The sequence below is a fragment of the Sheuella amnicola genome, assembly GCF_010499255.1.
Classification (GTDB): domain Bacteria; phylum Pseudomonadota; class Gammaproteobacteria; order Burkholderiales; family Burkholderiaceae_B; genus Zwartia; species Zwartia amnicola.
In genome coordinates, this window is sequence record NZ_JAAGRN010000004.1 from 324,114 (window position 1) to 343,278 (window position 19,165).

Annotated in this window: 21 protein-coding genes; 14 read left to right on the forward strand and 7 right to left on the reverse strand. The window is 53.4% G+C overall.

The window, feature by feature from the left end; all coding sequences use genetic code 11:
• Positions 1–42 precede the first annotated feature (42 nt).
• From G3I67_RS08085 to G3I67_RS08100, 4 genes are read right to left on the reverse strand one after another with little or no spacing between them, the layout of a single operon-like run.
• Positions 43–441 (reverse strand): nitrile hydratase accessory protein, encoded by a 399-nt coding sequence (locus G3I67_RS08085; RefSeq protein ID WP_235931787.1) that lies wholly within the window; start codon positions 439–441, stop codon positions 43–45.
• Positions 438–1,100: a nitrile hydratase subunit beta gene (nthB, locus tag G3I67_RS08090; RefSeq protein ID WP_163653975.1), complete on the reverse strand. Its 663-nt coding sequence runs from the start codon at positions 1,098–1,100 to the stop codon at positions 438–440. Before nthB ends, G3I67_RS08085 begins: the two co-directional genes overlap by 4 nt.
• A 3-nt stretch (positions 1,101–1,103) precedes the next feature.
• Positions 1,104–1,781 carry a nitrile hydratase subunit alpha gene (gene nthA / locus G3I67_RS08095; protein ID WP_163653979.1) on the reverse strand — a complete coding sequence of 226 codons (678 nt, stop codon included), beginning with the start codon at positions 1,779–1,781 and terminating at the stop codon, positions 1,104–1,106.
• A 10-nt stretch (positions 1,782–1,791) separates the two neighbouring features.
• Complete coding sequence (locus G3I67_RS08100; protein ID WP_163653982.1) at positions 1,792–2,094, reverse strand: putative quinol monooxygenase; 303 nt, start codon at positions 2,092–2,094, stop codon at positions 1,792–1,794.
• A 210-nt stretch (positions 2,095–2,304) separates the two neighbouring features.
• Here G3I67_RS08100 and G3I67_RS08105 point away from each other — a divergent pair, with 210 nt between their 5' ends.
• Positions 2,305–2,838, forward strand: coding sequence for a thiamine pyrophosphate-binding protein (locus G3I67_RS08105; protein WP_163653985.1), 534 nt, complete (start codon positions 2,305–2,307; stop codon positions 2,836–2,838).
• Positions 2,839–2,848: 10 nt separating this feature from the next.
• Positions 2,849–3,448 (forward strand): thiamine pyrophosphate-dependent enzyme, encoded by a 600-nt coding sequence (locus G3I67_RS08110; protein WP_163653988.1) that lies wholly within the window; start codon positions 2,849–2,851, stop codon positions 3,446–3,448.
• Here the strand turns inward: G3I67_RS08110 and G3I67_RS08115 are convergent.
• The 3 genes from G3I67_RS08115 to G3I67_RS08125 are packed head-to-tail and all read right to left on the reverse strand — an operon-like array spanning position 3,445 to position 6,363.
• On the reverse strand, positions 3,445–3,732 hold the full coding sequence (locus G3I67_RS08115) for a cupin domain-containing protein (protein ID WP_163653991.1): 288 nt from the start codon (positions 3,730–3,732) through the stop codon (positions 3,445–3,447). The two genes, G3I67_RS08110 and G3I67_RS08115, sit on opposite strands and share 4 nt — an antisense overlap.
• 58 nt (positions 3,733–3,790) lie before the next feature.
• The gene (locus tag G3I67_RS08120) at positions 3,791–4,657 is read right to left on the reverse strand and encodes a DMT family transporter (RefSeq protein WP_235931788.1); all 867 of its coding nucleotides are present in this window, start codon (positions 4,655–4,657) and stop codon (positions 3,791–3,793) included.
• 59 nt (positions 4,658–4,716) lie between these two features.
• Entirely contained in the window at positions 4,717–6,363 is a 1,647-nt protein-coding gene (locus G3I67_RS08125; protein WP_163653993.1) for an electron transfer flavoprotein-ubiquinone oxidoreductase, read from the reverse strand.
• A 126-nt stretch (positions 6,364–6,489) separates the two neighbouring features.
• Here G3I67_RS08125 and G3I67_RS08130 point away from each other — a divergent pair, with 126 nt between their 5' ends.
• The 12 genes from G3I67_RS08130 (at position 6,490) to G3I67_RS08185 (ending at position 19,112) form a co-directional block, all read left to right on the forward strand.
• A complete protein-coding gene (locus G3I67_RS08130; RefSeq protein WP_311197067.1) occupies positions 6,490–6,930 on the forward strand; it encodes an acyl-CoA thioesterase in 441 nt (146 codons plus the stop codon).
• Between the two features lie 35 nt (positions 6,931–6,965).
• The gene (locus tag G3I67_RS08135; protein WP_163653996.1) at positions 6,966–7,667 is read left to right on the forward strand and encodes a CoA transferase subunit A; all 702 of its coding nucleotides are present in this window, start codon (positions 6,966–6,968) and stop codon (positions 7,665–7,667) included.
• Between the two features lie 12 nt (positions 7,668–7,679).
• Positions 7,680–8,336, forward strand: a complete 657-nt coding sequence (locus tag G3I67_RS08140) for a CoA transferase subunit B (RefSeq protein ID WP_163654000.1) — start codon at positions 7,680–7,682, stop codon at positions 8,334–8,336.
• Positions 8,333–9,313, forward strand: a complete 981-nt coding sequence (locus G3I67_RS08145) for an isoaspartyl peptidase/L-asparaginase family protein (protein ID WP_163654003.1) — start codon at positions 8,333–8,335, stop codon at positions 9,311–9,313. The genes G3I67_RS08140 and G3I67_RS08145 overlap by 4 nt, the downstream gene beginning before the upstream one ends.
• On the forward strand, positions 9,310–11,220 hold the full coding sequence (locus tag G3I67_RS08150) for a dipeptide ABC transporter ATP-binding protein (RefSeq protein WP_163654006.1): 1,911 nt from the start codon (positions 9,310–9,312) through the stop codon (positions 11,218–11,220). Before G3I67_RS08145 ends, G3I67_RS08150 begins: the two co-directional genes overlap by 4 nt.
• A 67-nt stretch (positions 11,221–11,287) precedes the next feature.
• Complete coding sequence (gsiB, locus tag G3I67_RS08155) at positions 11,288–12,838, forward strand: glutathione ABC transporter substrate-binding protein GsiB (RefSeq protein ID WP_163654010.1); 1,551 nt, start codon at positions 11,288–11,290, stop codon at positions 12,836–12,838.
• 25 nt (positions 12,839–12,863) lie between these two features.
• Positions 12,864–13,784 (forward strand): glutathione ABC transporter permease GsiC, encoded by a 921-nt coding sequence (gene gsiC / locus G3I67_RS08160; RefSeq protein ID WP_163654013.1) that lies wholly within the window; start codon positions 12,864–12,866, stop codon positions 13,782–13,784.
• Between the two features lie 8 nt (positions 13,785–13,792).
• A complete protein-coding gene (gene gsiD, locus G3I67_RS08165; protein WP_163654016.1) occupies positions 13,793–14,659 on the forward strand; it encodes a glutathione ABC transporter permease GsiD in 867 nt (288 codons plus the stop codon).
• 2 nt (positions 14,660–14,661) lie between these two features.
• Complete coding sequence (locus G3I67_RS08170; protein WP_235931789.1) at positions 14,662–15,681, forward strand: DmpA family aminopeptidase; 1,020 nt, start codon at positions 14,662–14,664, stop codon at positions 15,679–15,681.
• An 80-nt stretch (positions 15,682–15,761) separates the two neighbouring features.
• Entirely contained in the window at positions 15,762–16,409 is a 648-nt protein-coding gene (locus G3I67_RS08175) for a VTT domain-containing protein (protein ID WP_163654020.1), read from the forward strand.
• A gap of 21 nt (positions 16,410–16,430) precedes the next feature.
• Positions 16,431–17,276 carry a M55 family metallopeptidase gene (locus tag G3I67_RS08180; RefSeq protein ID WP_163654023.1) on the forward strand — a complete coding sequence of 282 codons (846 nt, stop codon included), beginning with the start codon at positions 16,431–16,433 and terminating at the stop codon, positions 17,274–17,276.
• A gap of 21 nt (positions 17,277–17,297) precedes the next feature.
• Positions 17,298–19,112: an aminopeptidase P family protein gene (locus tag G3I67_RS08185; protein WP_163654026.1), complete on the forward strand. Its 1,815-nt coding sequence runs from the start codon at positions 17,298–17,300 to the stop codon at positions 19,110–19,112.
• Positions 19,113–19,165 lie beyond the last annotated feature (53 nt).

The following is a 19,165-nucleotide window of genomic DNA, read 5'->3' on the forward strand; positions in this document are numbered from 1 at the left end:
TACGATAGTGGCCGTTTTTATTATTTGGCCTTGTTGTCGTCCCTAGCGCGCGTGATTCAGGACAATGGGCTGTCCGTGCGGAGTATGCGACGCGGCATCGGCCCAATCTTGTTTTCGTTGAGCCAATGTTGCGGTATCCAGCAACTTTTTAAGTTTCACGATTCGCTCAAGTGCGGCAAGCCAATGCTGATAATACGTTTCGCCTGTATCGGGATCCCCATCGTTTTGTGCTTGTTTGATTGTTTGCGATAACGTGTCTGCCCATTCGTTCCAGCTAAATAGACCGCGTTCATGCAGCGCAAGGGTCATGGCAAATGCTTGAGCCTGCCAGGGGGCTGCAAACACGGGGCCCTCATCGTCAACCGGCAAGCCGGGAAGCGCAACTCGGATTTCATCGAGACTCATTAACGGAACCGAATTTTGATCACACTTCAGATTCATGCTGTCACCGCCATAAGATAAGGCTCCCAGCAGTCAACGCATATCGTTGATGCGGTTGTGTCTGCTCCCCATAACTCTTCGGCTTCGAATCTCACGGTATAAAGCCATTTCGGGTGTTCGCCCAGTCCCTGTCCGTTGGTGTCGGGATAAACGTGCGCACCATGGATGGCGGCAATCGTTCCGGTCTTGTCGCGACAGTAACGGGGCAAGCGGGTGTGGGTAGTGGGGTTCATTTGTCTGGTACGGACTTTTTGTCCGACAGCAAACAAAGCGTCGGTTTGTGCGGGTCGTGCAGTCGGGCCGCCTCGCGCCAGCGTGGCTGCGACATGATCTTTCGATAATGTGCGCACACCCTCTACAGGTGGTACGAGCGCATGCGTTGAATTGACTTCCTCCGGTGTGATCAAGCCCGTTTGGATGAGTAGTCTCTGCAGAGCTTCAATCCAGATTTGGTAGTAACTGATCGAGAGGTATTGAGCTGCCGGCAGACTTTCTCTTGTCGACCTGGCTTGATCGATATTCCATTTGCCTGTTGCACCCATTGCAAGGGTAATGGCGAGCGCACGGGCTTCCCAGGGATGATGAAACAGAGGCTCGTTGGCTTCAACAATAACCGGACCATAGCCTTGCATACCGCCCATGTCGTGAACGTTATTCATGCATCACTCCCTTAGGTCGGCCGGATCGATCGCCAATCCGCAGCCGATCATCGAATTGCGCGTCACGAGAGCCGATAGCTGTTCTTCAGTCCATCCTTGCGTTGCGTCTGGTCGCATCGGCAGGACGAGATAACGAATTTCAGCGGTGGAATCCCATACTGTGATTTTTGTACTGTCAGGTAGTTGGACGCCGAATTCTTTGAGAACGCCTCTCGGGTCGATGACAGACCGTGATCGGTAAGGTGCAGACTTGTACCAGACGGGGGGCAGTCCTAAAACGGGCCAGGGATAGCACGAGCACAGCGTGCAGACGACCATGTTGTGGGTATCGGGCGTATTTTCGACCACAACCATGTGTTCGCCCTGTCGCCCGACATAACCAAGCGAACCGATTGCGGCATCCGCATCGTCGAGTAGCCACTGTTTGAATTTCGGATCGTGCCAGGCTTTGGCCACGACATGAACGCCATTGCGCGGACCGACTTTGGTTTCGTATGTTTCGATCAGAACATCCAGTGCCTGAGGATCGATATAACCCTTGTCTATCAGGAGTGATTCAAGCGCCCGAACGCGCAGGTCGATGTCGGAAAGTTCGGACATTTCATGGTCGTGATCATGGTGGTGTCCATGCCCATGGTCATGGTGATGTCCGTGAGCATGCTCTTTGCGTTCGTTGCTCATGCCAGTCTCATCAGGTTGGTGACATTACGTGAATCACGCGCTCGGCGATCATCTCCTTTGTCTTGGCGCCGTAGGCGACCATGTGTGGCGCAGCGGCGTGCGCCTTAAGGGCTTCGCGGCTTTCCCATTTTTCGATCACGACAAAGGTATCGGGACCCCATTGCGCCAGCATAGCCGGCTCGGCATCCACCGCGGCACCGTATTCGATACAACCATCTTCTGCCCTGACAGCAGGAACGTTGGCGCGGAAATGGGTAAGAATTTGATCGCGCATGCCGGGTTTGGCGGTGATGATGGCCAGAACGTGAATCATAATTTGGTCTCCCTGATTTTAGTTTTGTATAAGTGCATTCTTGCATGGAACTGCTACTTCGGACAAACGTGCTTTAAACCAGGGTTTGATGCGAGTTTGACGCGACAAGCCATATCAATTCGTGATTCATTCAATCAGTTATTTTTATTTTACTAATAAATACATTACAAAATATGATTGAATCCTACCCAACTACTTTGGTTCAAAATCATGAGTGAAGAACAACCAACCAATCCTTGGCAAGAGTCCATCTATCAGGTGCTTAAAAGTGGCGGAATCAAGCAGGTTTCCTATGTTCCGGACGCGGGTCATGCGCATGTCATCCGTCGTGTGCACGCCGATCCCCAGATGCGCGGCATCGTGCTGACCACCGAAGAGGAAGGTGTGGCTGTCGCCAGTGGCGCCTGGCTTGGCGGACAACGTTCGACTTTGCTGATGCAAAGCAGCGGCGTGGGCAATTGCATCAATATGATGTCCTTGCTGCAGAGTTGCCGATTTCCCTTTTTGACTTTGGTCACGATGCGCGGCGAGTATGCCGAATTCAATCCATGGCAAGTACCCATGAGCAAAGCGACGCAAGGTTCTATGGAACTGATGGGAATCACGGTTTTGCGCGCCGAGCGCGCCGACGAAGTGGAGGATGTCGTCAGTGCCGCGCTTGATGCGGCTTTCGAAGGTGGCGAGCAAGTCGCGGTTTTGCTGTCGCAAAGCCTCATTGGCCGCAAAAAGTGGATCCGCAATTAAGGAGGCGAACATGACAACACGAGATACGACTGCAGCGACTATTGATCGCCGAGAATTTGTGAAGAAATTGATTGATCAATGTCCTGATGCATTGATTGTCACGGGCCTGGGCTCACCAACCTATGACGTTTTCGCAGCGGGTGATCGCGACAAAAACTTTTATCTCTGGGGAGCGATGGGAGGGGCTGCGCTAATCGGACTCGGGCTTGCGATTGCCCAGCCCGAAAAGCAGGTTGTCGTTGTGACGGGTGATGGCGAACAATTGATGGGTATCGGCGGACTTGCGACAATCAGTGCGCAAAAACCCGCTAATCTGACAATTGTTGTGCTGGATAACGGACATTTCGGCGAAACCGGCATGCAGTTGAGTCACACCAGTCACGGCACAAGCCTGGCTGCGGTGGCGCGAGCCTGTGGCATCGCAAATGCTTATGAAGTCCACGACATCAAGGATATTGCGACAGTGGTTGAAGGCGTGCATAAACGCGCCGGCGTCAATTTCGCTCAGGTCTTCATCAAGGCAATCGATTTACCGCGTGCGTTGCCATCGAGAGACGGGGTGCATGTAAAGAACCGTTTCCGTCAGGCACTCGGATTCGCGCCTTTCTAGCGGATTTCTATTTCCACGAAAATCACAACCTGATCGCTGGCATTGATCACGTTGTGATTCACGCCGGCGTTGCGTGTGTACGATTGTCCGGCGACTAATTCAAATGCTTTTAGCCCATCCGGCGTTTCAAGATGAAGCAGACCGTTGGTCATCGGCACAACAATGTAGTCGTGCCCGTGGGTATGCCAGCCTGTTTCGGCTCCGGGCGTGAATTTCCATTCTGTCACGATCGCACGATCGTTATCGATTTGTACTGTTGGCTGGGCTTGCGGACGTGCACTCATTTCAGTCTCCGGGGTCGATGAATATTTTCGACCGAAAGGTTTTTAATCGATTTTTGAATCAGCGTTTGACGCCGAATTTTCTGCCTGCGGCTACGACAAAAAACACTAAAATAGCAAATGCCAACGTCATCGTATCCAAATTTTCGCCAAGCAGCATAGCTGAAGCTATTAAGGTTAGAAAAGGCTGTACTAGCTGGGTTTGGCCGACTCTGGCGATCCCGCCCAGCGCCATGCCCTTGAACCAGGGAAGAAATCCTAAATACTGACTGATGAGTGCCGCATAGACAAAACCCGTCCAGCCTCGAATCGTCACATGACTGAAATCCGGTGCGTACATTGTCGCAATTACCACTAGCACTGGTGATGCGATCACCAGTGCCCAGGAAATGACTTGCAATCCACCCAGTGTTTTGGAGAGAAAACCGCCTGTTGCGTATGCGATCGATCCGGTTACGACCGCTAGTAAAAGAGCCAGATCAGCCCATTGCAAGGCTCCGCTTCCCCGAATCAGCGAAAACGCAATCACGAGTGCGCTTCCGATCAAGGCCATGACCCAGAAGCCTATTGAGGGCCTTTCCTTGAATAGCAAGGCACCCGCAGCCGCAGTGGTAAGCGGCATGATGCCAAGCATGACTCCCCCGTGGGATGCATCGACGTGCTTCATGGCGAGCGCGGTAAAAATCGGAAACCCAAAGCCCACGCCCAGGATCACGAGCAATAAGTATTTGAGCTCGCTCGGGTTTGGAAAACGATGTTTGCCCAGTATCAAAAACATCGCGGCAAGCAGAGCTGCAAGCGACGCACGACCTGTTGCAACGAACAGGGGGTCAAACGATTCAAGCGCAAGCCTGGTCGCGGGTAGCGTCAGGCTGAACAGAGCCACCGCCCATAACCCTAACAGCATGCCCTTGGTTTCTGTTTTCAAAGTATCACCAAATAAAAACGGCCCCGCATTTGAACGAGGCCGTAAGGAGCGTGAGGAGCTTACATGCTGCTGTAAACCGGACCTTCTCCGCCTTGCGGCGTGACCCAGACGATGTTCTGGGTCGGATCCTTAATGTCGCAGGTTTTGCAGTGCACGCAGTTCTGGGCATTGATTTGCAGGCGATCAGAACCATCGTCCTCCTTGACGAATTCGTACACGCCGGCAGGACAGTAACGAGCCTCCGGTCCGCCATACGTCTCAAGATTGACCTTGACCGGTACTGAAGCGTCTTTCAGTGTCAGATGAATCGGCTGGTTTTCTTCATGATTGGTATTGGAGATGAACACCGAGCTCAGGCGATCGAAAGTAAGCACGCCATCGGGTTTTGGATACTCGATCTTGGTGCACAGCGCTGCAGGTTGCAGACAGGCATGATCGGCCTTGGTGCGATGGATGGTCCAGGGCATGTTGCCTTTGAGCAACCACTGTTCTATGCCTGTCATGACAGTTGCAATCGTCCGGCCTTTCTTGAACCATTGCTTGAAATTGCGGGCCTTATTGAGCTCAGTGTGCAACCAGGATGTTTTGAAGGCTGCAGGGTAGGCGGGCAATTCATCGTGGCTGCGCTCTGCAACCAGTGCATCGAAAGCGGCTTCAGCCGCCATCATGCCGGACTTGATCGCTGCGTGACTGCCTTTAATGCGTGAAGCATTCAGGAATCCGGCTTCGCAACCCACGAGCGCGCCACCGGGGAACACTAATTTAGGCAGCGACAGCAATCCGCCCGCTGTGATCGCGCGTGCGCCGTAGGCAATGCGCTTGCCGCCTTCGAAAGTGGAGCGAATTGCGGGATGCGTTTTATAGCGCTGAAACTCTTCGAAAGGTGAAAGCCAGGGATTGGCGTAGTCCAATCCAACCACCATGCCAACGGCGACCTGGTTGTTATTCAGGTGGTAAAGAAACGATCCGCCGTAGGTGTCCGAGTCCAAAGGCCAGCCTGCGGTGTGTACCACCAGACCGGGGCGTGACTTGGAGGGATCGACTTCCCAGAGTTCTTTGATGCCTATGCCGTAGCTTTGGGGGTCGCGACCATCGTCGAGTTTGAATTTCTCGATCAGTTGGCGGCCGAGTTGCCCTCGCGCGCCCTCTGCAAAAATGGTGTACTTGGCCAGAAGCTCCATGCCTTGCTGGTAATGGTCCGTAGGTTGGCCATCGCGACCGACACCCATGTCACCGGTGGCTACGCCTCTCACGGCCCCCTTTTCGTCATAAAGCACTTCGGCTGCCGCAAAACCAGGGAAGATCTCCACACCCAGGGCCTCGGCCTGTTCTCCCAGCCATCGGGCAACCATGCCCAGGCTGACAATGTAATTTCCCTTGTTATGGAAACACTCGGGCAGCAACCAGTCGGGCGTCTTTTTTGCTCCGGTTTCACTCAGAAACAGGAATTCGTCCTCAATGACCGGCGTATCGAGCGGAGCACCTTTTTCCTTCCAGTCCGGAATCAGCTCGGTCAGCGCCTGGGGGTCCATGACAGCACCCGATAGAATGTGTGCGCCGATCTCGCTGCCTTTTTCAAGAACGCATACGGAAATGTCGTGATCACGTTCGGCGGCCAGCTGCTTGAGCCGGATGGCCGTCGCCAATCCGCCCGGGCCACCGCCCACGACGACGACGTCATATTCCATCGATTCACGTTCGGACATGAGGGTCTCCTAGCTTCAAAGTATGATGTTTAATCACGGGATTGTATTGCACAGGCCGTTGTCTTACCTAGTGTTTGCCTTGCAAAGATCCAAACCTATACTTTTGCAAATCTTGCGGAGAAGTTTGTGACAGCAGCGGAAAATGGTCCTCTAAGGGTCGGAGATACATACGAAATTGATGTTCCCATGCGCTGGGCGGATGCCGATGCCCTGAATCACCTGAATAATGCGGTTTATTTCCGCTATATGGAAGAAGGGCGTATCAGCATGTTCTATACCAGTCACGCCCCTCAGTCGAGTCAATTCGGCCCGGTCGTGGTGCATTGTTCTTGCGATTTCAAGAAATCGATTGTTTATCCCGCGACTGTGCGGGTGACTCACCGCTTGATCCGGATCGGGCGCTCCAGCATGGAGCATGAGGTGGATCTTTCGGTGGTTGACGGCGACAAGGCAGAACTCAGGGCCCAAGGCCGATCGGTGATGGTTTGGATGGATTTCAAGGCTGATAAGTCCCATCCCTGGCCGGCCGATGTGCTTGAAGCCTTGTCGCGGGTCATGAAACGCTGATAATCTCACTTATCTAATCAGAAGGAGCAGGATGCATGAATAAGATTTACCCAAGCGCCAAAGAAGCGCTGTCGGACATTCTTAAGGACGGGCAGACCCTGGGTGTGGGCGGATTCGGATTGTGCGGAATCCCCGAAGCTCTGATCGATGCCGTGCGCGATCTTGGCGTAAAAAACTTGACGTGCATCAGCAACAATGCCGGTGTAGACGATTTTGGTTTGGGTATTTTGCTCAAAACCCGCCAAGTCCGAAAAATGATTGCCAGCTATGTTGGCGAAAACAAGGAATTCGAGCGCCAGTATTTGTCAGGCGAGCTTGAGCTTGAATTTACGCCACAGGGCACGCTTGCTGAGCGGTTGCGTGCGGGCGGGGCAGGCATTCCGGCATTTTTCACCGCAACGGGGGTCGGTACGATTGTGGCCGACGGCAAGGACATTCGCGAGTTCGATGGCAAGAAATACGTCATGGAGCGTGCCTTGACGCCTGAAATTTCGCTGGTCAAGGCATACATCGCCGATAAGAGCGGCAACCTGATATTCCATAAAACAGCGCGCAACTTTAATCCTCCTGTGGCAATGGCCGGCAAACTGACCGTGGTCGAGGTTGAAAAGGTGGTTGAAAACGGTTCGCTGGATCCCGATCAGATCCATTTGCCGGGTATTTACGTTCATCGCATCGTGATTAACGCAAACCCTGAAAAACGCATCGAACAACGCACCGTTCGCCAGGCGAACTGAGGAGTCAAAAACATGGCATGGAATCGAGATGAAATGGCCGCACGCGCGGCCCGTGAATTGAAAGATGGTTATTACGTCAACCTTGGAATCGGCTTGCCGACGCTAGTGGCGAATCATGTGCCCAAGGGCATCGAAGTTTGGCTGCAGTCCGAAAACGGTTTGCTCGGTATCGGTCAGTTCCCCCTGGATAGCGAAGTCGATCCCGACTTGATTAATGCAGGCAAGCAGACGGTAACGACGCTGCCCGGGTCGTCGATATTCTCATCTGCCGACTCTTTCGCAATGATTCGCGGTGGCAAGATCAACCTGGCCATTCTAGGCGCTATGCAGGTTTCCGAAACAGGCGACCTGGCCAACTGGATGATCCCAGGCAAGATGGTCAAGGGCATGGGCGGAGCAATGGATCTGGTCGCCGGAGTCGGTCGCGTGATTGTTCTGATGGAACATGTCGCCCGTAAAAAAGACGGTACGGTTGATATGAAATTGCTACCCAAATGCACGTTGCCCCTCACTGGTGTTGGCGTCATCGATATGATCATTACCGACTTGGGTGTGATGGAAGTCACACCTCATGGCCTAAAGCTGATCGAGCTTGCGCCGGGCGTGACTGTCGATGAAATTCAGTCGCAAACGGGTGCAAAACTGGATGTGACTGGCGTAGCCGCATGAAACCGGTCATTGTGATACACGGCGGAGCTGGGGCGATCAGTCGCAGCGCGATGACGTCGGAAAAAGAGCGTGAGTATCATCAGGCGCTAGCCGACATATTGAGAAGCGGGCAAAAAATACTCGAGCAGGGCGGCTCCGCAGTCGAGGCTGTGACTGCGGCTGTAGTCGGTCTCGAGGATTGTCCCTTGTTTAACGCCGGGCGCGGCGCCGTGTTCACCAGTGATGCCACACATGAACTTGACGCGGCGATCATGGATGGCCTCACACTGAGAACCGGAGCGATCGCCAACGTGCATCGCATCCGCAATCCGATTCTTGCCGCACGTCAGGTCATGCTGGCGAGTCGCCATGTCTTTTTTGTCGGCGAAGGCGCCGAAAGATTCGCGGCGGCTCAAGGTCTTGAGCTCGTCGATCCTTCGTATTTTTCCACGCCATCGCGTCTTGAGCAGCTCGAGCGTGTGAGACGCGAAAACCCCGATGCGGCTGTGCTGGATCATGATGGCCAGTCGAAGGTCGAAAACCAGCCTGCTGCCGAGATTCATCCGCTGGATATGGATAAGAAGTTCGGAACCGTTGGTGCGGTTGCGCTGGATCAGCATGGCAATCTGGCTGCTGCGACATCGACGGGCGGTATTACGAACAAGCAAGTCGGACGTGTTGGTGATGCGCCCGTGATCGGGGCGGGCACTTACGCCAGCAATCAGACATGCGCGGTTTCCGCCACGGGGACCGGAGAAATGTATATTCGCAAAGTCGCTGCGTACGATATTGCCGCACGCATGCGGTACGCGGGTCAAACTTTAGAGCAGGCTTGCAACGCGGTCATGTTCGAAGAGCTTCCGTCCATAGGCGGCAAGGGAGGGCTGATTGCCGTGGACGCGCAAGGTCATTTCATCATGCCTTTTAATACCGAAGGGATGTATCGAGGTTATGCTCATCCTGGACAAGCTCCCGTGACGGAAATTTATCGTTCATGAATTCGTCTTTGACCATGCCCGACAATCGGGTTTTGCAAATATACGATTTGAGTGTTCGTTTCGAAGGGGCTGAGCGCACTGTCCAGGCCGTGCGCAATTTGACTTTTCATGTGGATCGTGGCGAAACATTGACCATTGTCGGTGAATCCGGTTCGGGAAAGTCCGTTACTTCTCTTGCACTAATGCGATTGATCGAACAAGGTGGCGGAAAGATCCATTCCGACGCAATGGCATTGCGCAGGCGCGATCAGTCAGTGATCGACTTGTATCGGGCGAATCCCGCAACGATGCGATCGGTTCGCGGCGCAGACATGGCGATGATCTTTCAAGAGCCGATGACATCGCTTAATCCCGTTTTTACTGCTGGCGAGCAGATCGCCGAATCGATTCGGTTGCACCAAAACGCGACGGTGACGGCTGCCCGCGCAGAAACATTGCGATTGCTTGAGCAAGTCCGGATTCCCGAAGCGCGATCTGTGATGGGCCGCTATCCGCATCAATTGTCCGGAGGAATGCGTCAGCGTGTCATGATTGCCATGGCGCTGGCATGCAAGCCTGCGCTTTTGATCGCGGACGAGCCGACCACCGCGCTGGATGTGACGATTCAAGCGCAGATTCTGCAGTTAATCAGGGACCTGCAAAAAGAAATGCAAATGGGCGTGATTTTGATCACGCATGACATGGGCGTGGTGGCCGAAGTCGCCGATCGCGTGCTTGTGATGTACCGAGGTCAAAAAGTCGAAGAGGGTTTGTCGACGCAGATTTTCCACGCGCCTGTTCATCCCTACACGAAAGCATTGCTTTCTGCCGTGCCCCAATTGGGTTCGATGCGGGATACGGATTTGCCTGCGAGATTCAAGCTGGTTGAGGTGGATAAGACTTCATCAGGTGGTGCAAGAAATGGGGGTGCCGGCCCTGATTCATCCAGCGCGCCGCAAAGCGCTCCGGAAATTCCTTTGCCGTACCATTCAAGTAAGCCAATACTGAGCGTACGCAAGCTCGTGACCCGCTTTGACCTGCGTGGCGGGATATTCAATCGCGTTCAGCGCAGGGTACATGCGGTTGAACAAGTCAGCTTCGATCTGTTTCCCGGCGAAACGCTAGGGCTTGTCGGGGAGTCCGGATGCGGCAAGTCCACGACCGGGCGAGCGCTGTTGCGGCTTGTCGATGCTCAGTCGGGTGAAATCGAATTCGATGGTCAAAATGTCGTGACGCTTGCAAATAACAAGCTCCAGTTTTTACGTCGCAATATCCAGTTTGTGTTCCAGGATCCGTTTGCATCGCTCGATCCGCGCATGACGGTCGGTTTTTCGATTATGGAGCCATTGCTGGTGCATCGTGTCGCAACGCCGGATGAAGCTCGTCAGCGGGTGGCCTCGTTGCTTGAGCGCGTCGGCTTGCACCCCGAGATGGCGCAACGTTATCCGCATGAATTTTCGGGCGGTCAGCGTCAGCGCATATGTATCGCTCGCGCGTTGGCGTTAAACCCCAAGGTTGTCATCGCCGATGAATCCGTTTCAGCGCTTGATGTGTCTATTCAGGCGCAGATCATCAATTTATTGATAGAACTCCAGCAGGATCTTGGGGTCGCTTTCCTGTTTATTTCGCATGATATGGCTGTGGTTGAACGCGTGAGTCACCGTGTCGCAGTCATGTACTTGGGTCAAATCGTCGAAATTGGTCCGCGCAGGGCGATTTTTCAGAACCCTCAGCATCCGTACACCCGTAAATTAATGTCGGCCGTACCTGTGGCTGATCCTGCGCGACGTCATTCAAAGCTCGATGTTTCTGCGGACGAATTGCCGAGTCCGATTCGGGGCTTGAATGATATGCCGGTTGTCGAGCCGCTTGTAAAGGTCGGTCCCGATCATTTCGTCGCGCGTCATCGAGTAGGTGGCGCGTATTAATTTTGTTTCAAGGCGTTGTTCGAGTATCTCAATCAAGTAGCACAACAAGATTTTTCAGGAGATGGATATGTTGAAAAGATTTTCCCCGTCGCGCACCTTGGCGGCATGTGCGTTGGCGTATGGCGTTCTTTCCGCCCCAATGGTTCTGGCGGCTAAGGATGTGACTTTCGCGGTTTCGATCGCGCTTGAAACGCTGGATCCCTACAATACCAACAGCACGTTGAATCAGGCCGCCGGCAAAGCGTATTACGAAGGCCTGTACGAATTCGACAAGAATTTGAAAATCCAGCCCAAGCTGGCGACTGAATACTCGGTTAGCCCGGATGGATTGGTCTATACGTTCAAGTTACGCAGTGGCGTGAAATTTCATGACGGCACCGATTTTGATGCCAATGCCGTCAAGGTTACGTTCGATCGCGTATCCAATCCCGAAAACAAGCTGGCGCGCTATACGCAGTTTAATCGCGTAGCAAAGACCGAAGTGGTCGACCCTCAAACCGTACGCATTACCTTGAAGGAACCGTTCTCGGCTTTCATCAACGCGATGGCTCATCCTTCAGCCATGATTATTTCACCCGCCGCATTGCAAAAATACGGCAAGGAAATCGGCCAGAACCCGGTCGGCACCGGCCCATTCAAGTTCGTCGAGTGGAAACCCTCCGAATACATGAAAGTAGCCAAGTTCGATGGTTACTGGAACAAGGGCTATCCCAAAGTAGACACATTGACTTTCCGCACAGTGCCTGACAACAATACCCGCGCAGCTGTGATGCAGACTGGCGAGGCGCAGTTCGCGTTTCCCATTCCCTACGAGCAAATCGCCGTTCTGGAAAAAAATCCCAAGCTTGATGTGATCGATGATTCGCAATCGATCATGGCGCGTTATCTTTCGATGAACACGCAGGTTAAGCCATTCAGTGATGTTCGCGTTCGCGAAGCAATCAATTATGCGATCAATAAACAGGCTTTGGCCAAAGTAGCGTTTTCTGGTTATGCGACTCCATTGGCGGGTGTTGTGCCGATGGGTGTTGATTACGCGGTCAAGATGGCACCCTGGCCCTATGACCCCAAAAAGGCAAAAGAGCTGCTCGCCCAGGCCGGCTATCCGAATGGCTTCGAAACAACGCTATGGTCCGCTTATAACGACGGCACCTCCGTCAAGGTTGTGCAGTTCCTGCAGCAGCAACTCAGTCAGGTCGGCATTAAAACGTCGATCGAGATCCTCGAGTCCGGCCAACGCGTGCAGCGCGTGAATCAGGTCCAAAAACCTGAAGACGCCAAAGTTCGCATTTATTATGCAGGATGGTCGTCTTCAACCGGCGAAGCTGATTGGGCATTGCGTCCGTTGCTCAGCACTCCAGCGTTTCCGCCTGTCATGAATAACACGGCTTATTACTCCAACCCCAAAGTGGACGCCAACATCATGCGCGCGTTGACCGTTAGCAACCGGGATGAAAAAACGGCACTTTACAAAGAAGCGCAGGAGCAAATCTGGAAAGATGCACCCTGGGCGTTTCTCGTGACAGCCAATAACGTGTATGTGCGTAGCAAGAACCTGTCCGGCGTCTACGTTGAGCCTGATACATCGTTGTGGTTTGGCGATATTGACCTGAAGTAATCGTCATCGCGCGGAACAAACACTCATGCTTTCATACTTGGTGCGACGACTACTGGGCATGATCCCGACACTGCTGATTGTGACGGTGATCGTGTTTCTGTTCGTTCATATGTTGCCGGGTGATCCGGCTCGATTGGTAGCCGGGCCCGATGCGGATCAGGCAACTGTCGAGCTGGTGCGTCAGGACCTTGGATTGGATCGGCCCATGCCTGAGCAGTTTGTCCGCTATTTTTACGATTTGCTTCACGCGGATCTGGGCAAGTCCATCCGGACCAAGCGCCCGGTCACGCGGGAAATCGCCGAGCGTTTCATGCCCACTCTCTGGCTTACCATATGGAGCATGCTCTGGTCCGTTTTGGTCGGAATGGCGCTTGGCATTTCTTCCGCGGTCTGGCGCAACAAATGGCCGGATCGACTTGGCATGACACTTGCTGTTTCCGGCATTTCCTTTCCGGCTTTCGCCCTGGGCATGATGCTGATGCAAGTTTTTTCGGTGAAACTCGGCTGGTTGCCTACTGTTGGTGCCGATGGCTGGAAGCACTTCATTTTGCCGTCGATCACCCTCGGCGCTGCGGTGGCTGCTGTGATGGCGCGGTTCACGCGCGCATCGTTTGTCGAGGTGATTCAAGACGATTTTGTGCGGACGGCACGTGCAAAAGGTTTGTCCGAGCCAGTTGTGATCTTCAAGCACACGTTGCGTAATGCCTTGATCCCGGTTGTCACGATGATGGGGCTGCAGTTCGGCTTCTTGCTTGGTGGTTCGATTGTCGTCGAAACCGTTTTCAATTGGCCCGGTATGGGGCGATTGTTGGTCGATGCGGTCAATCAGCGTGATTATCCGGTCATACAAGGCTTGGTCTTGCTGTTTTCGTTTGAATTCATTCTGATTAATCTCATGGTTGACGTGCTCTATGGTGCGATCAATCCCGCGATTCGTTTCAAATAGGGGGCACGATGTCACAAGCAGCGCGTCTGCGCACCCCATGGTCTGAGTTTTACCGCAAGTTTGGTAAGCAACGACTCGCGATGATTGCCGGTGCTTTCGTCATTTTTCTGGTGATTGTCGCCATACTGGCACCCTGGATCGTTCCTTTCGATCCGGAAGACTATTTCGACTATGACGCGTTGAACGACCCGCCATCCGCGACCCACTGGTTTGGGGTCGATGCATTGGGTCGCGATATTTTCAGTCGGGTATTAATGGGCGCGCGTATTTCGCTCGCGGCAGGTTTGCTGTCAGTGGCAATCGGTGCAATGATCGGATCGTTGATGGGCTTGATGGCCGGCTACTATCAGGGTTGGTGGGACCGCGTGACCATGCGGATTTCGGACGTGTTGCTCGCATTTCCGGGGATGCTGCTTGCGATTGGAGTCGTGGCGATCCTTGGTTCAAGCATGGTCAATGTGATTGTCGCCGTCGCAGTTTTTAGCGTGCCTGCCTTCGCCCGACTTGTTCGTGGCAATACGTTATCGCTCAAACACATGACCTATGTCGAGGCGGTAAGAAGCATTGGCGCATCCGACAGCACAATCATCTTGCGCCATATTTTGCCAGGCACGATTTCATCAATTGTGGTGTATGGAACAATGCGGATCGGCACCTCGATTATCACGGCGGCGAGTCTTTCGTTTCTGGGCATGGGCGCGCGGCCGCCGACGCCCGAATGGGGAGCAATGCTCAATGAAGCCCGGTCCGATATGGTGATTGCGCCGCATGTGGCGATTTTTCCGGCATTGGCGATTTTTTTGACTGTGCTGGCATTCAATCTGCTTGGCGATGGCCTGCGCGATGCACTTGATCCCAAGATAGACCGTAGATAAAAATGAACGCTCATTCGATACGATCAGATATGCCAAGGATCGGAACCTTGGGTTCGGGGCCACTGGATGCAATTACGGATGTACCGGGAGTGCGGGTTGGCCATTGCACATTGAACAATGGCCCCATACAAACGGGGGTGACTGTGGTCTACCCCCGTTCGGACTCATTGTTTTGGAACAAAGTTCCTGCCGCGGCCACAGTATTCAACGGTTTTGGAAAGTCAGTCGGGCTGATTCAAGTCGAAGAGCTTGGAGTGCTGGAGACGCCGATCGCATTGACCAACACCTTCAGTGTTTCGGCTGTGGCGCAGGCTCAAATTCAACAGGCGATCGGAATGCATCCCGAAATTGGACGCAGCCTGCCGACGGTCAATCCCCTTGTGTTTGAATGCAATGATGGTTTTCTCAATGACATACAGTCTTTTGCCGTTGAATCCGGACATTATTTACAGGCTTGCTCAGCCGCATCGGCCAAGTTTGAAGAAGGTGCGATCGGGGCCGGACGGGGGATGTCCTGTTTTGGTCTGAAGGGTGGGATCGGATCATCTTCCCGGGTTGTACAAGACCATACAGTTGGCGTGCTTGTATTGTCTAATTTTGGTCGTCTTCCTCATTTGACGATACGAGGCGAGCGCATTGGGTTGAACCTCTCGCATGATGCGGGACCGGAAAAAGGTTCCATCATCATGCTTGTGGCGACCGATGCTCCTCTTGATGCACGACAGTTGCGACGTCTCAGCGCGCGAGCCGGTGTTGGTTTGGCAAGAATGGGCTCTTTCATGGGGCACGGCAGTGGCGATATTTCTTTGGCCTTTTCGACTGCTTATACCATCGCCCAGGATCGCGAGACTGTAATGCCTGCTATTGCGATGCTGCATGAAACCCTGTTGGATGGATTGTTCGAAGCGACAGCCGATGCCTGCGAACAGGCGATCGTATCTTCGCTGTGGCATGCCGAAACCGTCGTGGGGCGCGATGGACATCGGCGCCGGGGTTTGCGCGACGTCTGGTCACCGTGCTGAGATATCTTTAACCCGGTTGGCTACAATGCTGCAATGCGAGCGAAATCATTCGTCGCTTTTTTTGAATCAAGGATTTGAATATGGATTTGCTGTCGACTCTACTGGATTTGCTGCTTCATATCGATAAGACGATGTTGCAGTTTATCGAGACGCATGGAGCCTGGATCTATGTTCTGCTTGTTCTGATCATTTTTTCGGAAACGGGCTTGGTGTTCGCCAATTTCCTGCCTGGTGATTCGCTTCTGTTTGTTGCTGGAGCCATTTGCGCGATGGGTAAGATGGACTTATATCTGTTGATGGGGCTGCTGACTGCCGCTGCCATTACGGGGGATGCGCTGAATTACGCTATTGGTCGGTGGTTTGGCGAAGCACTGATCCGCCGCACAAAAATCGTCAGCCCTGAGCGGATGGCTTACACACAGGGATTTTTCGATCGTTATGGTGCCCAGACGATTATCATCGCCCGTTTTCTGCCGATCGCACGCACCATGGCGCCATTTGTCGCTGGTTTTGCAAAAATGGATCCCAAGCGTTTTCTTTCCTACAACGTGTCGGGAGGAATTCTCTGGGTGGTTTCATTGACGCTGGCCGGTTACTGGTTCGGAAACCTTCCTTTCGTGCGCGACAATCTAACTGCCGTGATTCTGGGGATCATTATCGTTTCGTTGTTGCCGGGGATCATCGCGGTATTGCGCGCCAAAATGTCTGCGCGCAATTCGGGCAGATAAATTCACTTAACGGATTTCCCCATGAAAATACTGATCTCGGCCGATATCGAAGGTGTGGCGGGCGTATTTAATGTCGAGCAGACACGTCCGGGCAATTCGGAATACGAACGTGCCAGGCGCTGGATGACAGAAGAGACGAACGCGGCTATTCGGGGTGCTTTCAAAGGTGGTGCCCAGTCGGTTCTGGTCAATGATTCGCACGGCAGTTTCCGTAACTTGCTCGCGGACCAGTTGGATGCGCGAGCGCAGTTTGTGATGGGTAAGCCGAGATATCTCGGAATGATGTCCGGCCTGGAATTGGGTTGCGAAGCTGTGGTGCTGTTGGGGTATCATTCTCGCGCACAGGGGCGCGGCATCCTAGCCCACACCATCAACAGTTTTGCTTTTGCCCGCGTTGAAGTGAATGACCAAGTCATGGGTGAGGCCGGTCTTTACGGGTCGCTCGCAACCGAAATGGGCGTGCCCGTTCTGTTGGGGTCGGGCGATGATCAATTCATTTCCGAAAACACGCAACATTTTCCATCAGCCGTATGGGTGCAAACCAAAACGGCCTACGGACACTCTAGCGGTGTCACAAGATCGATGGTCGATGTGCAGCAGGAGCTCGAAGAGAAAACGGCCTTGGCGGTTCGCACTCATATCGAGGCCGCAAATCAGTCAGGACAGACGCTTGAAACTCAACTGCGTATGCAGGCTCCGATTCGATGCCGTCTAACGACGCAGGGCCCATCCATAGCCGATTTGTTCTGCACTCTTCCCACACTGACCAGAATTGACGGTGTAACGATCGGATTTACAAGCGCGACAATGCACGACCTGATCCGTACCCTCAATAGTTTGGCCGCCATGTCTTTCATGCTGCGATAGTCGATTACGGGATTTTGATTTATGTCGAAAAATGCTGCTTCTTTCACAACAGGCAGTCCACTAGAGAGATTGCGCGAAGCGATGCGATCGGCAGGAATTGATGCCTGTTTGATCCCTTCGGCCGATCCCCATTTGTCTGAATACTTGCCCGCTTATTGGCAGGTTCGGGCATGGTTGACTCCCTTTACCGGATCTGTCGGTACTGTTGTGGTGACGCAAGATTTTGCCGGCATTTGGGTTGATAGTCGTTATTGGGTGCAAGCCGAAACCGAACTGGCGGCAACAGAGTTTGTGTTGATGAAAATCGGCACTGCAGCGGATGCTGCACATACGACTTGGCTGGCCCAAAATATTCGTCCGCATGGCGTTGTCGCGGTGGATGGGCGTGCATTAGGCTTAGCTGCGCGAGATGTGTTGAAGTCCCTCTTTGCCGACAAGCATATTGAGCTTGAGCTTGGACTGGATTTGCCCGGTCAGTGCTGGACCGAGCGCCCAGCGTTGCCTGCCGACCCCGTATATGAATTTAGTATCGAATTTGCCGGAGAGTCTCGGCTGGAAAAGCTTAGGCGTGTGCGTCGGGTCATGAAAGAGCAAGGTGCGCAGTGGCATCTGATTTCAACCGTGGATGATATCGGTTGGTTGTTGAATTTGCGCGGCTCGGATGTCGCTTACAACCCTGTGTTTCTCTCGCATGTCCTGATCGGTGAGCAAAGCGCCCACTTGTTCGTATTGCCCGGAAAAATCGATACTGATCTTGAAACCAAGCTTGCCGTCGATCACATCCAAGTGCATCCCTACGATCTGGCGGTGCAATATGTAACAGAGCTGCCGGGTCAGGACGTATTGATGTTTGATCCTGTTCGTACGACATGTGCATTGATCGACCGTGTCAGTGCGCAGTTGTTGCCGACGATGAACCCAAGCACTTATTTCAAATCGCAAAAGACCCCTGCCGAGCTCGCCCATGTTAGACGTGTCATGGAGCAGGATGGCGCAGCGCTGTGCGCATTTTTCGCCTGGCTTGAGGATGCGATCGCGCTGGCTGAAACACAGCCTTTGCATGAGTTGATGATCGATGAGCGAATCACTCTTGAGCGCCGTGCGCGCCCCGGCTTTATTTCGCGCAGTTTTGGCACAATTGCCGCATTCAACTCCAACGGCGCCATGCCGCATTACCGGCCAACCCCGCAGTCCAATGCGCGAATTGAAGGCGCGGGATTGCTCCTGATCGATTCTGGAGGCCAATATCTGGGTGGCACGACCGACATCACGCGCGTTATACCGGTTGGAGAGATCACCGACGATCATAAAAATGATTACACGGCAGTTTTGCGCGCCATGATTTCTTTGTCTCGTTTGAAATTTCCGCGAGGCATCGCATCACCTATGATCGATGCGGTTGCCCGCGCTCCGATATGGGACAGATTGGCAGAGTATGGGCACGGTACCGGGCACGGTGTCGGCTATTTCATGAATGTGCACGAGGGGCCTCAAGTGATTTCATATCGCGCTGTGCCTGCTGTTCATACTGCCATGCAACCCGGAATGATCACATCCAATGAGCCTGGACTGTACAGGACGGGAAAATGGGGAATCCGAATCGAGAATCTGGTGTGCAACCAAACCGCGGGGGTGTCCGAATTCGGTGAATTTCTCCAATTTGAAACCTTGACACTGTGTCCGATCGATACACGTTGCATCAATCTGGATCAGATGCGGCAGGAAGAAATCGAATGGTTAAACACCTATCATGCCGAGGTCAGGCAGCGTTTATCCCCCTTGGTGTCCGGACCTGCGCTGAAATGGCTGCTTCTGCGTACCGAAGCCTTGGTTTAAGCACCATTTAACGTAAATTAGTCTTTTGCGTAAAAGTCCATGCGGATGACTAC